Genomic DNA, 12,565 nt, shown 5'->3' with positions numbered 1-12,565 from the left:
CTCTCCCCTTCTCATCACTCGTACTCGCTGCAACCCGGGAAGTTCGATGCGCCTCAGAAAAAGCATGAAGTGGGGGGCCACCACGGCTTCGGCCGTGGCCCTCCTCGCGGCTGCCTCGCTCGTCACCGCTTCGGCCTCGGTGGCCGCCGGCCACGAGAAGACCCTCACCGCCGACACCATGGCGACCTGGCAGACCGACGGAATCGTCTGGTCGATCGAGTACGCAGACGGTGTCGTGTACGTCGGCGGGACCTTCGCCAACGTCCGCCCGCCGGGCGCGGAGCCCGGCGAAAGGGAGGTCGCGCGCAAGAACTTCGCCGCGTTCGACGCCGCCACCGGCAGGCTCCTGCCGTGCGCCCCGCGGCTCTCCGGCGGCGGCAACACGGTGCGGGCGCTGAAGGCGTCGCCGAGCGGCAGGGTGCTGTACATCGGCGGCTCGTTCACCAGGGCCGACAAGGTCCGGGCGGCCGGCGCGGTCGCCCTCAACACGGCCGGCTGCTCGGTGCGCAAGGACTTCCGCCCGCGCATGTCTTCGTACGTGCACGCCATCGACGTCACGAACAAGGCGGTCTATCTGGGCGGCGGCTTCACGGTCGTCAACGGCCGGGACAGGGAGCGCATCGCGGCGTTCACCCCCAGCGGGAAGCTGCTGCGGTTCAAGGCGGAGATCGAGGCTCCCGTGCGGGCCGTCCTCGCCGCGCCGGAGCACGGCAAGGTCCTCGTCGGCGGTGACTTCTACATGGTCAACGGCGACCTGGAGAAGTCGCTCGTCGCCCTGCATCCCGTCACGGGCAAGACGGTGGCCTCGTACGGGGACTGGGTGCCGCCGAGATCGTCCGTGAAGGCGCTGGCCCGCGACAGGACCAACTTCTACGCCGCGGCCGAGGGCACCGGGACGGGCATCTTCGACGGCCGTCTCGCCGGCCGCCTCGGCACCGGCAAGAGGGTGTGGAAGGACACCTGCCTGGGCGCGACCCAGGCCCTCGCCGTGCACAAGGGAGTTCTCTACAGCGGGTCCCACGCCCACAACTGCCGTGACACCCCCGGCGGTTTCCCCGAGATCCACGCCCGCCAGCACTTCCTGGCCCAGTCGGTCCGCGACAAGCACATCCTGCACTGGTTCCCCGACACCAACGGGGGGACCGGCGAGGGCAACGGCCCCCGCGCGCTGGAGATGGCCGGTGGAGTCCTGTGGGCGGGCGGCGAGTTCACCAAGGTCAACGGCAGGCCGCAGCAGAGCCTGACCCGCTTCTCGCCCGGGCCCGACACCGGGACCCCGGAAGCGGTGCCCCGGCTCAAGGCGTCGGCCACGGCAGGCGGCCGCGTCAAGCTCACCTGGCGTGCCTCGTGGGACCGGGACGACGCGAAGCTCACGTATCTGATCTACCGGGACGGCCGGCTCGTGGCCTCGCCGACGGGGCGGTCCGCGGAGTGGCGGCGCCCCACGATGACGTACACCGACTCCGTCGCCCCCGGCTCGCGCCACCAGTACCGGATCGCCGTCACCGACGGCACGAACGCCTCGCCCAGGTCGGACGCGCTCGTCGTCGCCGCGGTCGAGCGTCCGAAGGACAAGCGCTGATGGGAGAACGTCTCGGCTACGCGCCGGGGGTCTTCGACCTCTTCCACGTGGGCCATCTGAACATCCTGCGCCGGGCGCGCACGCACTGCGACCGGCTCGTCGCCGGCGTCTGCTCCGACGAACTCGTGGTGCGCCTGAAAGGCAGGCCGCCCGTCGTACCGCTCTCCGAGCGGCTGCAGATCGTCCGCAGTGTGCGCCACGTGGACGAGACCTTCGTCGCGACCGTGGACGACAAGATCGAGATCTGGAAGGAAGTCGGCTTCGACGTCATCTTCAAAGGCGACGACTGGCTCGGCACGGACGTCTGGACGACGTACGAGACCGAGTTCGCGAGAGTGGGCGTGGAGGTCGTCTACTTCCCGTACACCGTGCACACCTCGAGCACGTTGCTACGGGAAGCGCTGCAGCTCGCGGGGCCACGCCGGAGCGTGACGGACGGGTGACGGAGGGCTGACGCAGGGGCCGCGGGGGTCTCGCCTCCCCGCGGCTCACTCCAGGTTTGACCTGCGTCACGCTCGGGGTATTCTCTCCGGCTCGATTGGCGGAGCCCCTGGCCCATATGGCAGACTGTCCGAGTTGCTCGGTCGAGTGTTGATGCTGCGCGCCTCCCGCCGGGAGGACTGGAAGCGAGTCCCACAGTACTCGTCGCCCTAACTGCCGTAAGGCAGCGCTGGGGCGGACGTACGGGAATCTTCCGGGAAGTGTGGTGCGGCACTGGCCAGGCACCCGGTGCACCTCTTTCCCAGGCAAGGGATGTTCGAACAAGGGACATCTGTGTCAGCGGGAGGGCGACACGCCCGACCGCGTGGGTCGGAGGAAGTCAAAGGAACACCGGGTTCCAGAGCTGTAGAGAGACAGGACTACTGAGTAGCCATGGCGGGACAGAAGATCCGCATCCGGCTCAAGGCCTACGACCACGAGGTCATCGACTCCTCGGCGAAGAAGATCGTCGAGACGGTGACCCGCACTGGTGCGTCGGTCGCGGGCCCGGTGCCGCTGCCCACTGAGAAGAACGTGTACTGCGTCATCAAGTCGCCGCACAAGTACAAGGACTCGCGCGAGCACTTCGAGATGCGCACGCACAAGCGCCTGATCGACATCCTCGACCCGACCCCCAAGACCGTTGACTCTCTGATGCGACTCGACCTCCCGGCCGGTGTCGACATCGAGATCAAGCTCTGAGGCCGGTGATCTGAGAGATGGCTAAGCAGATCAAGGGCATCCTGGGCGAGAAGCTCGGCATGACGCAGGTGTGGGACGCGAACAACCGCGTCGTCCCGGTCACCGTCGTCAAGGCCGGCCCCAACGTCGTGACCCAGGTTCGTACCAACGACGTCGACGGCTACGAGTCGGTCCAGATCGCCTTCGGCGAGATCGACCCGCGCAAGGTGAACAAGCCCCTCAAGGGCCACTTCGCCAAGGCCGACGTCACCCCCCGTCGTCACCTCGTCGAGATCCGCACCGCGGACGCCTCCGAGTACACGCTGGGCCAGGAGATCACCGCCGAGGTGTTCGAGGCCGGCGTGAAGGTCGACGTCACCGGCAAGAGCAAGGGCAAGGGCTTCGCCGGTGTCATGAAGCGCCACAACTTCGGTGGCCTCGGCGCCGGTCACGGCACCCAGCGCAAGCACCGCTCTCCCGGTTCCATCGGTGGCTGCGCCACCCCGGGCCGTGTGTTCAAGGGCCTCCGCATGGCGGGTCGCATGGGCAACGAGCGGGTCACCACCCAGAACCTGACCGTCCACGCCGTTGACGCGGAGAAGGGTCTGCTGCTCATCAAGGGCGCGGTTCCCGGTCCGAACGGCGGCCTCGTCCTGGTCCGCACCGCGGCCAAGGGGGCCTGAGGTAACCGATGAGCACTGTTGACATCCTTTCGCCGGCGGGCGACAAGGCCGGTACCGTCGAGCTCCCCGCGGAGATCTTCGACGTAGAGAAGATCAGCGTTCCGCTGCTTCACCAGGTCGTCGTCGCGCAGCTGGCCGCTGCCCGCCAGGGCACGCACAAGACCAAGACCCGCGGTGAAGTCCGTGGTGGTGGCAAGAAGCCTTACCGCCAGAAGGGCACCGGTCGCGCCCGCCAGGGTTCGACCCGCGCGCCGCAGTTCGCCGGTGGTGGCGTCGTGCACGGTCCCGTGCCGCGTGACTACTCGCAGCGGACCCCCAAGAAGATGAAGGCCGCGGCCCTGCGCCACGCCCTCACCGACCGGGCCCGCAACAACCGCATTCACGTCGTCTCCGGCGTGATCGAGGGCGAGACCCCCTCCACCAAGGCCGCGAAGAGCCTGTTCGGCAAGATCAGCGAGCGCAAGAACCTGCTCCTGGTCGTCGAGCGCGCCGACGAGGCCGCGTGGCTGTCCGCCCGCAACCTGCCCCAGGTCCACATCCTGGAGCCGGGCCAGCTGAACACGTACGACGTTCTCGTCTCGGACGACGTGGTCTTCACCCAGGCCGCTTTCGAGTCCTTCGTGTCGGGCCCGAAGGCCAATGACACCGAAGGGAGCGAGGCCTGATGGCTATCCGTCACCCCGCCATTGCCTCGAAGGCCGCCAAGAAGGCCAAGGCCGCGCGCGTCGCCAAGGCGCGTCGCCACGCCGCCGAGGGCAAGAACACCGTCGTCACCCCGGTCAGCAAGGCGTTCACGGACCCCCGTGACGTGCTGCTGAAGCCGGTCGTGTCCGAGAAGAGCTACGCGCTCCTGGACGAGAACAAGTACACGTTCATCGTCGCGCCGGGCTCCAACAAGACCCAGATCAAGCAGGCCGTCGAGACGGTCTTCGAGGTCAAGGTCACCGGGGTCAACACGATCAACCGCCAGGGCAAGCGCAAGCGGACCCGCACCGGCTTCGGCCAGCGTGCCGGCACCAAGCGCGCGATCGTGACCCTCGCCGAGGGCGACCGTATCGACATCTTCGGCGGTCCGACCGCCTGAGGGCGGTCCGGATCGTCCGATATCGGACGAGGACTGAGAAATGGGAATCCGCAAGTACAAGCCGACTACGCCGGGCCGTCGTGGTTCCAGCGTCGCCGACTTCGTCGAGGTCACGCGGTCCACGCCGGAGAAGTCGTTGGTCCGCCCCCTGCACAGCAAGGGTGGCCGTAACAACTCCGGTCGTGTGACCGTCCGCCACCAGGGCGGTGGCCACAAGCGCGCCTACCGCGTGATCGACTTCCGTCGTCACGACAAGGACGGCGTGCCGGCGAAGGTCGCGCACATCGAGTACGACCCCAACCGCACCGCGCGCATCGCGCTGCTGCACTACGCCGACGGCGAGAAGCGCTACATCCTCGCCCCGCGCAACCTGCAGCAGGGTGACCGCGTCGAGAACGGTCCCGGGGCCGACATCAAGCCGGGCAACAACCTGGCGCTGCGCAACATCCCGGTCGGTACCACGATCCACGCGATCGAGCTCCGTCCCGGTGGCGGCGCCAAGTTCGCCCGCTCCGCCGGTGCCTCCGTGCAGCTGCTCGCGAAGGAGGGCTCCATGGCCCACCTCCGTATGCCGTCCGGTGAGATCCGCCTGGTCGACGTGCGCTGCCGCGCCACCGTCGGCGAGGTCGGCAACGCCGAGCAGTCCAACATCAACTGGGGCAAGGCCGGCCGCAAGCGCTGGCTGGGCGTCCGCCCGACCGTTCGCGGTGTGGCGATGAACCCGGTTGACCACCCCCACGGTGGTGGTGAGGGCAAGACCTCCGGTGGTCGCCACCCGGTCAGCCCCTGGGGTCAGAAGGAGGGTCGTACTCGTTCGCCGAAGAAGGCTTCGAACAAGTACATCGTCCGCCGCCGCAAGACGAACAAGAAGCGCTAGGAGCGGGTTTAGATGCCGCGCAGTCTCAAGAAGGGGCCCTTCGTCGACGACCACCTGATCAAGAAGGTGGAAGCCCAGAACGAAGCCGGCACCAAGAACGTCATCAAGACCTGGTCCCGTCGCTCCATGATCGTGCCGGCCATGCTCGGCCACACGCTCGCGGTGCACAACGGCAAGACCCACATCCCGGTGTTCGTCACCGAGTCGATGGTCGGCCACAAGCTCGGCGAGTTCTCGCCGACGCGCACCTTCCGGGGCCACGTCAAGGACGACCGGAAGTCGAAGCGCCGCTAGTAGCGGATCGCATTCAGACACGTAAGAAACTGAAGGGACAACCATGGAAGCCAGGGCCCAGGCGCGGTACATCCGCGTCACGCCCATGAAGGCCCGCCGTGTGGTGGACCTCATCCGTGGCATGGACGCCACGGAGGCCCAGGCGGTCCTGCGATTCGCTCCGCAGGCTGCCTCCGTGCCGGTCGGCAAGGTGCTCGACAGCGCCATCGCCAACGCCGCGCACAACTACGACCACCCGGACGCCTCCTCGCTGTTCATCAGCGAGGCGTACGTCGACGAGGGCCCGACCCTGAAGCGGTTCCGTCCGCGCGCCCAGGGCCGTGCCTACCGGATCCGCAAGCGGACCAGCCACATCACCGTGGTCGTCGCCAGCAAGGAAGGAACCCGGTAATGGGCCAGAAGGTTAACCCGCATGGGTTCCGGCTCGGTGTCACCACGGACTTCAAGTCCCGGTGGTACGCCGACAAGCTGTACAAGGACTACGTCAAGGAAGACGTCGCCATCCGTCGGATGATGACGTCCGGCATGGAGCGCGCCGGTATCTCGAAGGTGGAGATCGAGCGCACCCGTGACCGCGTGCGTGTGGACATCCACACCGCTCGTCCCGGCATCGTCATCGGCCGCCGTGGCGCCGAGGCCGACCGCATCCGCGGTGACCTCGAGAAGCTCACGGGCAAGCAGGTCCAGCTGAACATCCTCGAGGTCAAGAACCCCGAGACGGACGCTCAGCTCGTGGCCCAGGCCGTTGCCGAGCAGCTCTCCTCCCGCGTCTCCTTCCGTCGGGCCATGCGCAAGAGCATGCAGTCCGCCATGAAGGCCGGCGCCAAGGGCATCAAGATCCAGTGCGGTGGCCGCCTCGGCGGCGCCGAGATGTCCCGCTCGGAGTTCTACCGCGAGGGCCGTGTGCCCCTGCACACGCTCCGCGCGAACGTGGACTACGGCTTCTTCGAGGCCAAGACGACCTTCGGCCGCATCGGTGTGAAGGTCTGGATCTACAAGGGCGACGTCAAGAACATCGCCGAGGTCCGCGCCGAGAACGCCGCCGCCCGTGCGGGCAACCGCCCGGCCCGCGGTGGTTCCGACCGCCCGGCCCGTGGTGGCCGCGGTGGCGAGCGGCGCGGTCGCAAGCCGCAGCAGGCTGCCGGTTCCGAGGCCCCCAAGGCCGAGGCTCCCGCGTCCGCTCCGGCTGAGAGCACCGGAACGGAGGCCTGACCGACATGCTGATCCCCCGTAGGGTCAAGCACCGCAAGCAGCACCACCCGAAGCGCTCCGGCGCTGCCAAGGGTGGCACGACGGTTGCGTTCGGCGAGTACGGCATCCAGGCGCTCACCCCGGCGTACGTGACGAACCGTCAGATCGAGGCCGCTCGTATCGCCATGACGCGTCACATCAAGCGTGGTGGCAAGGTCTGGATCAACATCTACCCGGACCGTCCGCTCACCAAGAAGCCCGCCGAGACCCGCATGGGTTCCGGTAAGGGTTCTCCGGAGTGGTGGATCGCCAACGTCAAGCCCGGACGCGTGATGTTCGAGCTGTCGTACCCCAACGAGAAGATCGCCCGTGAGGCGCTGACCCGTGCGGCCCACAAGCTGCCGATGAAGTGCCGGATCGTCAAGCGCGAGGCAGGTGAAGCGTGATGTCGGCCGGTACCAAGGCGTCCGAGCTGCGCGAGCTGGGCAACGAGGAGCTTCTGGCGAAGCTTCGCGAGGCCAAGGAAGAGCTGTTCAACCTCCGCTTCCAGGCGGCGACCGGTCAGCTCGAGAACCACGGCCGTCTCAAGGCGGTCCGCAAGGACATCGCGCGGATCTACACCCTGATGCGCGAGCGTGAGCTGGGCATCGAAACGGTGGAGAACGCCTGATGAGCGAGAACAACGTGACTGAGAAGACTGCTGAAGCGCGCGGCTTCCGCAAGACCCGCGAGGGTCTCGTCGTCAGCGACAAGATGGACAAGACCGTCGTCGTCGCCGTCGAGGACCGTGTGAAGCACGCGCTGTACGGCAAGGTCATCCGCCGTACGAACAAGCTCAAGGCGCACGACGAGCAGAACGCCGCGGGTGTCGGCGACCGCGTCCTCCTCATGGAGACCCGGCCGCTGTCCGCGACGAAGCGCTGGCGCGTCGTCGAGATCCTCGAGAAGGCGAAGTAATCAAGCGGGGCTCCGGCCCCGCTGCCCCGCCGGGGGCTTCCGCCCCGGACCCCTGGTCCGGCGGCGCTCCCGGCGCGGGTTTCGCCAGACCGAAGAAAGACCGCCGCCCGGCCGAGGTGCGTGAGGCACTCGCGCTCGTCGCGAGACGGCTCCGCGGCCCGGCCGGGTCGGGCAAGTAATTCCTGCGGGGCAATCCCCGCAGGACGGTTCCGCCAGGCTCTCCGGTTCAACCCCCGGAGGGAACCGGCAGACACACAGGAGATAGACGTGATCCAGCAGGAGTCGCGACTGCGCGTCGCCGACAACACTGGTGCGAAGGAAATCCTTTGCATCCGTGTGCTCGGTGGCTCCGGTCGCCGCTACGCGGGCATCGGTGACGTCATCGTCGCCACCGTCAAGGACGCGATCCCCGGTGGCAACGTGAAGAAGGGTGACGTCGTCAAGGCGGTCATCGTTCGCACCGTCAAGGAGCGCCGCCGTCCGGACGGCTCGTACATCCGCTTCGACGAGAACGCCGCCGTCATTCTGAAGAACGACGGCGACCCTCGCGGCACCCGCATCTTCGGCCCGGTCGGCCGTGAGCTGCGCGAGAAGAAGTTCATGAAGATCATCTCGCTCGCGCCGGAGGTGCTGTAAGCATGAAGATCAAGAAGGGCGACCTGGTCCAGGTCATCACCGGCAAGGACAAGGGCAAGCAGGGCAAGGTCATTGCCGCTTACCCGCGCGACGAGCGCGTCCTGGTCGAGGGTGTCAACCGGGTCAAGAAGCACACCAAGGCCGGTCCGACCGCTCGCGGTTCGCAGGCCGGCGGCATCGTCACGACCGAGGCGCCGATCCACGTCTCCAACGTCCAGCTGGTCGTTGAGAAGGACGGCAACAAGGTCGTCACGCGTGTCGGCTACCGCTTCGACGACGAAGGCAACAAGATCCGCGTTGCCAAGCGGACGGGTGAGGACATCTGATGGCTACCACCACCACTCCGCGTCTGAAGCAGAAGTACCGCGAGGAGATCGCGGGCAAGCTGCGTGACGAGTTCAAGTACGAGAACGTCATGCAGATCCCCGGCCTCGTCAAGATCGTGGTCAACATGGGTGTGGGCGACGCCGCCCGCGACTCCAAGCTGATCGAGGGCGCCATCCGCGACCTCACCACGATCACCGGTCAGAAGCCGGCCGTCACCAAGGCACGCAAGTCCATCGCGCAGTTCAAGCTGCGTGAGGGCCAGCCGATCGGTGCCCACGTCACGCTCCGTGGCGACCGCATGTGGGAGTTCCTGGACCGCACCCTGTCGCTCGCGCTGCCGCGCATCCGCGACTTCCGCGGTCTGTCCCCCAAGCAGTTCGACGGCCGTGGCAACTACACCTTCGGTCTCACGGAGCAGGTCATGTTCCACGAGATCGACCAGGACAAGATCGACCGCGTCCGGGGTATGGACATCACCGTGGTCACCACGGCGACCAACGACGCTGAGGGCCGCGCGCTCCTTCGTCACCTCGGCTTCCCCTTCAAGGAGGCGTGAGCGAGATGGCGAAGAAGGCTCTGATCGCGAAGGCTGCTCGCAAGCCCAAGTTCGGCGTGCGTGGCTACACGCGCTGCCAGCGCTGCGGCCGTCCCCACTCCGTGTACCGCAAGTTCGGCCTGTGCCGCGTGTGCCTTCGTGAGATGGCTCACCGTGGCGAGCTGCCGGGCGTGACCAAGAGCTCCTGGTAATTCCCGTAATAGGGGATTCCGGAGTCTCTCGGTAAGCATCTGGGTGGACAGGGGCCCACCCCCGCATGGCTTAGGCTTGTGGGGTTGGGCGCCTGTCGCGCCCGTACGACTTACTACGCCGTAGGTCCACCGCGCCGCACCCGTCCCGTCTCGGATCGGGGAGAGGGATGGCGCATCAGGAAACCCCGGCGAGAGAGGCCGAAGGCCAATTCATGACCATGACTGATCCGATCGCAGACATGCTTACGCGTCTGCGGAACGCGAACTCGGCGTACCACGACACCGTGGCGATGCCGCACTCGAAGATCAAGTCGCACATCGCGGAGATCCTCCAGCAGGAGGGCTTCATCACGGGCTGGCGTGTCGAGGACGCCGAGGTCGGCAAGAACCTCGTCCTCGAGCTGAAGTTCGGCCCGAACCGTGAGCGCTCCATCGCGGGCATCAAGCGGATCTCCAAGCCCGGTCTGCGGGTTTACGCGAAGTCCACCAACCTGCCGAAGGTGCTCGGCGGCCTCGGCGTGGCGATCATCTCCACGTCCCACGGGCTCCTCACCGACAAGCAGGCCGGCAAGAAGGGCGTGGGTGGGGAAGTCCTCGCCTACGTCTGGTAGCAGAAGGGAACGGAGGAAACAGCTATGTCGCGCATCGGCAAGCTCCCCATCGCGGTTCCCGCCGGCGTGGACGTCACCATCGACGGCCGTACGGTCTCGGTCAAGGGCCCCAAGGGCGCGCTGACCCACACCGTCTCGGCGCCGATCGAGATCGCCAAGGGCGAGGACGGCACCCTGCAGGTGACCCGCCCCAACGACGAGCGTCAGAACAAGGCCCTGCACGGCCTGTCCCGCACGCTGGTGGCGAACATGATCACCGGCGTGACCCAGGGTTACGTGAAGAAGCTCGAGATCAGCGGTGTCGGTTACCGCGTGACCGCCAAGGGCTCGAACCTCGAGTTCGCGCTCGGCTACAGCCACCCGATTCTGGTCGAGGCCCCCGAGGGCATCACCTTCAAGGTCGAGGCGCCCACGCGTTTCTCGGTCGAGGGCATCGACAAGCAGAAGGTCGGCGAGGTCGCGGCCAACATCCGCAAGCTGCGCAAGCCCGACCCGTACAAGGCCAAGGGCGTCAAGTACGAGGGCGAAGTCATCCGCCGCAAGGTCGGAAAGGCGGGTAAGTAAGCCATGGCATACGGGCAGAAGATCCTTAAGGGCGACGCCTACAAGCGCGCCGCGATCAAGCGCCGTCACATCCGGATCCGCAAGCGGATCAACGGTACGGCGGAGCGTCCCCGTCTGGTCGTCACCCGCTCCAACCGCCACATCGTGGCCCAGGTGATCGACGACCTCAAGGGTCACACCCTTGCGTCGGCGTCCACCCTGGACACCTCGATCCGCGGTGGCGAGGGCGACAAGTCCGCGCAGGCCAAGCAGGTCGGCGCCCTGGTCGCCGAGCGCGCCAAGGCCGCCGGTGTCGAGGCCGTCGTATTCGACCGTGGTGGTAACCAGTACGCCGGGCGCATCGCCGCTCTGGCGGACGCCGCCCGCGAGGCCGGGCTCAAGTTCTGAGCCGGTTCCGACCAAGCGGAAACAGAGAGAGGTAATTCCAATGGCTGGACCCCAGCGCCGCGGTGGCGGTGCCGGTGGCGGCGAGCGGCGGGACCGGAAGGGCCGTGACGGCGGCGCAGCTGCCGCCGAGAAGACCGCGTACGTTGAGCGCGTTGTCGCGATCAACCGCGTCGCCAAGGTTGTGAAGGGTGGTCGTCGCTTCAGCTTCACCGCGCTGGTCGTGGTGGGCGACGGTGACGGCACCGTGGGTGTCGGTTACGGCAAGGCCAAGGAGGTGCCGGCCGCCATCGCCAAGGGCGTTGAGGAGGCCAAGAAGCACTTCTTCAAGGTCCCCCGGATCCAGGGCACCATCCCGCACCCCATCCAGGGTGAGAAGGCTGCCGGTGTCGTTCTCCTCAAGCCGGCTTCGCCGGGTACCGGTGTTATCGCCGGTGGTCCCGTGCGTGCCGTCCTGGAGTGCGCCGGTATCCACGACGTGCTGTCGAAGTCGCTCGGCTCCGACAACGCGATCAACATCGTGCACGCGACCGTGGAGGCCCTGAAGGGCCTGCAGCGTCCCGAGGAGATCGCGGCCCGCCGTGGTCTGCCGCTCGAGGACGTCGCCCCCGCGGCTCTTCTCCGTGCGCGTGCCGGGGCGGGTGCGTAATCATGGCGCAGCTCAAGATTACGCAGGTCAAGTCCTACATCGGCAGCAAGCAGAACCACCGTGACACCCTGCGCTCCCTTGGTCTCAAGGGCATCAACACGCAGGTCGTCAAGGAGGACCGCCCCGAGTTCCGCGGCATGGTGCACACCGTCCGCCACCTCGTGACGGTCGAGGAGGTCGACTGATCATGGCGGAGCAGAACCCGCTCAAGATCCACAACCTCCGTCCCGCCCCCGGCGCCAAGACCGCCAAGACCCGTGTCGGTCGTGGTGAGGCGTCGAAGGGTAAGACGGCCGGTCGTGGTACCAAGGGCACCAAGGCCCGTTACCAGGTTCCGGAGCGCTTCGAGGGCGGCCAGATGCCGCTGCACATGCGCCTCCCGAAGCTGAAGGGCTTCAAGAACCCGTTCAAGACCGAGTACCAGGTCGTGAACCTGGACAAGCTCGCCGCCCTCTACCCCGAGGGTGGGGAGGTCACGGTCGCGGACCTGGTCGCCAAGGGTGCCGTTCGCAAGAACAGCCTCGTCAAGGTGCTCGGCCAGGGCGAGATCTCCGTGGCGCTGCAGGTGACGGTGGACGCCGTCTCCGGCTCCGCCAAGGAGAAGATCACCGCCGCCGGCGGTAGCGTCACCGAGCTCGTCTGAACGCAACAGGCGTCTCGATGACTTGAGCGATCCCGACCGGGGATACCCCACAAATGGGGTATCCCCGGTTGGTCGTTCCAAGGGGGGCGGTCTCGCCGGTAAGGTGGCCTGCACTGCCCACTTTTACGGAGTGCTCCTCGTGGGGCACTCTGAGCGGCAGTTGACCGTTAGCTAA

The 12,565-nt window shown here is 67.2% G+C and carries 23 protein-coding genes; all 23 read left to right on the top strand.

Features of this window, described 5'->3' with window-relative positions; all coding sequences use genetic code 11:
* The first annotated feature begins 64 nt into the window (after positions 1-64).
* The 23 genes from IM697_RS40725 to rplO all read left to right on the top strand — a co-directional run bounded on the left by IM697_RS40725 (position 65) and on the right by rplO (position 12,390).
* The gene (locus tag IM697_RS40725) at positions 65-1,582 is read left to right on the top strand and encodes a fibronectin type III domain-containing protein (RefSeq protein ID WP_228044368.1); all 1,518 of its coding nucleotides are present in this window, start codon (positions 65-67) and stop codon (positions 1,580-1,582) included.
* Complete coding sequence (locus IM697_RS40720) at positions 1,582-2,025, top strand: FAD synthase family protein (RefSeq protein ID WP_194041989.1); 444 nt, start codon at positions 1,582-1,584, stop codon at positions 2,023-2,025. The genes IM697_RS40725 and IM697_RS40720 overlap by 1 nt, the downstream gene beginning before the upstream one ends.
* Positions 2,026-2,455: 430 nt before the next feature.
* On the top strand, positions 2,456-2,764 hold the full coding sequence (rpsJ, locus tag IM697_RS40715; RefSeq protein ID WP_003948644.1) for a 30S ribosomal protein S10: 309 nt from the start codon (positions 2,456-2,458) through the stop codon (positions 2,762-2,764).
* Positions 2,765-2,781: 17 nt separating this feature from the next.
* Entirely contained in the window at positions 2,782-3,426 is a 645-nt protein-coding gene (gene rplC / locus IM697_RS40710; RefSeq protein WP_194041987.1) for a 50S ribosomal protein L3, read from the top strand.
* An 8-nt stretch (positions 3,427-3,434) separates the two neighbouring features.
* Positions 3,435-4,091, top strand: a complete 657-nt coding sequence (gene rplD, locus IM697_RS40705; protein ID WP_062706770.1) for a 50S ribosomal protein L4 — start codon at positions 3,435-3,437, stop codon at positions 4,089-4,091.
* Positions 4,091-4,510 (top strand): 50S ribosomal protein L23, encoded by a 420-nt coding sequence (gene rplW, locus IM697_RS40700; protein WP_194041985.1) that lies wholly within the window; start codon positions 4,091-4,093, stop codon positions 4,508-4,510. Before rplD ends, rplW begins: the two co-directional genes overlap by 1 nt.
* 40 nt (positions 4,511-4,550) lie before the next feature.
* Positions 4,551-5,387 carry a 50S ribosomal protein L2 gene (rplB, locus tag IM697_RS40695; protein ID WP_189933359.1) on the top strand — a complete coding sequence of 279 codons (837 nt, stop codon included), beginning with the start codon at positions 4,551-4,553 and terminating at the stop codon, positions 5,385-5,387.
* A gap of 12 nt (positions 5,388-5,399) precedes the next feature.
* Positions 5,400-5,681: a 30S ribosomal protein S19 gene (gene rpsS, locus IM697_RS40690; protein WP_019753092.1), complete on the top strand. Its 282-nt coding sequence runs from the start codon at positions 5,400-5,402 to the stop codon at positions 5,679-5,681.
* A gap of 43 nt (positions 5,682-5,724) precedes the next feature.
* Positions 5,725-6,072: a 50S ribosomal protein L22 gene (gene rplV / locus IM697_RS40685; protein ID WP_019753093.1), complete on the top strand. Its 348-nt coding sequence runs from the start codon at positions 5,725-5,727 to the stop codon at positions 6,070-6,072.
* Positions 6,072-6,893, top strand: a complete 822-nt coding sequence (gene rpsC / locus IM697_RS40680) for a 30S ribosomal protein S3 (RefSeq protein WP_194041983.1) — start codon at positions 6,072-6,074, stop codon at positions 6,891-6,893. The genes rplV and rpsC overlap by 1 nt, the downstream gene beginning before the upstream one ends.
* A gap of 5 nt (positions 6,894-6,898) precedes the next feature.
* A complete protein-coding gene (rplP, locus tag IM697_RS40675; RefSeq protein ID WP_030967307.1) occupies positions 6,899-7,318 on the top strand; it encodes a 50S ribosomal protein L16 in 420 nt (139 codons plus the stop codon).
* On the top strand, positions 7,318-7,542 hold the full coding sequence (rpmC, locus tag IM697_RS40670) for a 50S ribosomal protein L29 (protein ID WP_007494763.1): 225 nt from the start codon (positions 7,318-7,320) through the stop codon (positions 7,540-7,542). The genes rplP and rpmC overlap by 1 nt, the downstream gene beginning before the upstream one ends.
* Positions 7,542-7,829 (top strand): 30S ribosomal protein S17, encoded by a 288-nt coding sequence (gene rpsQ, locus IM697_RS40665; protein ID WP_194041981.1) that lies wholly within the window; start codon positions 7,542-7,544, stop codon positions 7,827-7,829. The genes rpmC and rpsQ overlap by 1 nt, the downstream gene beginning before the upstream one ends.
* A gap of 267 nt (positions 7,830-8,096) precedes the next feature.
* Entirely contained in the window at positions 8,097-8,465 is a 369-nt protein-coding gene (gene rplN, locus IM697_RS40660) for a 50S ribosomal protein L14 (protein ID WP_003998823.1), read from the top strand.
* 2 nt (positions 8,466-8,467) lie between these two features.
* Positions 8,468-8,791: a 50S ribosomal protein L24 gene (gene rplX / locus IM697_RS40655; protein WP_053674523.1), complete on the top strand. Its 324-nt coding sequence runs from the start codon at positions 8,468-8,470 to the stop codon at positions 8,789-8,791.
* Positions 8,791-9,348, top strand: coding sequence for a 50S ribosomal protein L5 (gene rplE, locus IM697_RS40650; RefSeq protein ID WP_016434630.1), 558 nt, complete (start codon positions 8,791-8,793; stop codon positions 9,346-9,348). Before rplX ends, rplE begins: the two co-directional genes overlap by 1 nt.
* A gap of 5 nt (positions 9,349-9,353) precedes the next feature.
* Positions 9,354-9,539, top strand: coding sequence for a type Z 30S ribosomal protein S14 (locus IM697_RS40645; protein ID WP_003948630.1), 186 nt, complete (start codon positions 9,354-9,356; stop codon positions 9,537-9,539).
* Between the two features lie 212 nt (positions 9,540-9,751).
* Positions 9,752-10,150: a 30S ribosomal protein S8 gene (gene rpsH / locus IM697_RS40640; protein ID WP_129799270.1), complete on the top strand. Its 399-nt coding sequence runs from the start codon at positions 9,752-9,754 to the stop codon at positions 10,148-10,150.
* A gap of 24 nt (positions 10,151-10,174) precedes the next feature.
* Positions 10,175-10,714, top strand: coding sequence for a 50S ribosomal protein L6 (gene rplF / locus IM697_RS40635; RefSeq protein ID WP_194041979.1), 540 nt, complete (start codon positions 10,175-10,177; stop codon positions 10,712-10,714).
* A 3-nt stretch (positions 10,715-10,717) separates the two neighbouring features.
* The gene (gene rplR, locus IM697_RS40630; protein ID WP_071364959.1) at positions 10,718-11,101 is read left to right on the top strand and encodes a 50S ribosomal protein L18; all 384 of its coding nucleotides are present in this window, start codon (positions 10,718-10,720) and stop codon (positions 11,099-11,101) included.
* Positions 11,102-11,141: 40 nt separating this feature from the next.
* On the top strand, positions 11,142-11,747 hold the full coding sequence (gene rpsE, locus IM697_RS40625; protein WP_009190144.1) for a 30S ribosomal protein S5: 606 nt from the start codon (positions 11,142-11,144) through the stop codon (positions 11,745-11,747).
* A 2-nt stretch (positions 11,748-11,749) separates the two neighbouring features.
* Positions 11,750-11,932, top strand: a complete 183-nt coding sequence (gene rpmD / locus IM697_RS40620) for a 50S ribosomal protein L30 (protein WP_003974250.1) — start codon at positions 11,750-11,752, stop codon at positions 11,930-11,932.
* Positions 11,933-11,934: 2 nt separating this feature from the next.
* A complete protein-coding gene (rplO, locus tag IM697_RS40615; protein ID WP_194041977.1) occupies positions 11,935-12,390 on the top strand; it encodes a 50S ribosomal protein L15 in 456 nt (151 codons plus the stop codon).
* Positions 12,391-12,565 lie beyond the last annotated feature (175 nt).

Origin of the sequence: Streptomyces ferrugineus, assembly GCF_015160855.1 — a bacterium.
GTDB classification, from domain to species: domain Bacteria; phylum Actinomycetota; class Actinomycetes; order Streptomycetales; family Streptomycetaceae; genus Streptomyces; species Streptomyces ferrugineus.
This window is presented reverse-complemented; position numbering and strand designations above follow the sequence as displayed.

Coding starts and splice junctions, on each gene's coding strand:
- IM697_RS40725 (WP_228044368.1), top strand. CDS start 65: ATGAAGTGGGGGGCCACCACGGCTTCGGCCGTGGCCCTCCTCGCGGCT.
- IM697_RS40720 (WP_194041989.1), top strand. CDS start 1,582: ATGGGAGAACGTCTCGGCTACGCGCCGGGGGTCTTCGACCTCTTCCAC.
- rpsJ (WP_003948644.1), top strand. CDS start 2,456: ATGGCGGGACAGAAGATCCGCATCCGGCTCAAGGCCTACGACCACGAG.
- rplC (WP_194041987.1), top strand. CDS start 2,782: ATGGCTAAGCAGATCAAGGGCATCCTGGGCGAGAAGCTCGGCATGACG.
- rplD (WP_062706770.1), top strand. CDS start 3,435: ATGAGCACTGTTGACATCCTTTCGCCGGCGGGCGACAAGGCCGGTACC.
- rplW (WP_194041985.1), top strand. CDS start 4,091: ATGGCTATCCGTCACCCCGCCATTGCCTCGAAGGCCGCCAAGAAGGCC.
- rplB (WP_189933359.1), top strand. CDS start 4,551: ATGGGAATCCGCAAGTACAAGCCGACTACGCCGGGCCGTCGTGGTTCC.
- rpsS (WP_019753092.1), top strand. CDS start 5,400: ATGCCGCGCAGTCTCAAGAAGGGGCCCTTCGTCGACGACCACCTGATC.
- rplV (WP_019753093.1), top strand. CDS start 5,725: ATGGAAGCCAGGGCCCAGGCGCGGTACATCCGCGTCACGCCCATGAAG.
- rpsC (WP_194041983.1), top strand. CDS start 6,072: ATGGGCCAGAAGGTTAACCCGCATGGGTTCCGGCTCGGTGTCACCACG.
- rplP (WP_030967307.1), top strand. CDS start 6,899: ATGCTGATCCCCCGTAGGGTCAAGCACCGCAAGCAGCACCACCCGAAG.
- rpmC (WP_007494763.1), top strand. CDS start 7,318: ATGTCGGCCGGTACCAAGGCGTCCGAGCTGCGCGAGCTGGGCAACGAG.
- rpsQ (WP_194041981.1), top strand. CDS start 7,542: ATGAGCGAGAACAACGTGACTGAGAAGACTGCTGAAGCGCGCGGCTTC.
- rplX (WP_053674523.1), top strand. CDS start 8,468: ATGAAGATCAAGAAGGGCGACCTGGTCCAGGTCATCACCGGCAAGGAC.
- rplE (WP_016434630.1), top strand. CDS start 8,791: ATGGCTACCACCACCACTCCGCGTCTGAAGCAGAAGTACCGCGAGGAG.
- IM697_RS40645 (WP_003948630.1), top strand. CDS start 9,354: ATGGCGAAGAAGGCTCTGATCGCGAAGGCTGCTCGCAAGCCCAAGTTC.
- rpsH (WP_129799270.1), top strand. CDS start 9,752: ATGACCATGACTGATCCGATCGCAGACATGCTTACGCGTCTGCGGAAC.
- rplF (WP_194041979.1), top strand. CDS start 10,175: ATGTCGCGCATCGGCAAGCTCCCCATCGCGGTTCCCGCCGGCGTGGAC.
- rplR (WP_071364959.1), top strand. CDS start 10,718: ATGGCATACGGGCAGAAGATCCTTAAGGGCGACGCCTACAAGCGCGCC.
- rpsE (WP_009190144.1), top strand. CDS start 11,142: ATGGCTGGACCCCAGCGCCGCGGTGGCGGTGCCGGTGGCGGCGAGCGG.
- rpmD (WP_003974250.1), top strand. CDS start 11,750: ATGGCGCAGCTCAAGATTACGCAGGTCAAGTCCTACATCGGCAGCAAG.
- rplO (WP_194041977.1), top strand. CDS start 11,935: ATGGCGGAGCAGAACCCGCTCAAGATCCACAACCTCCGTCCCGCCCCC.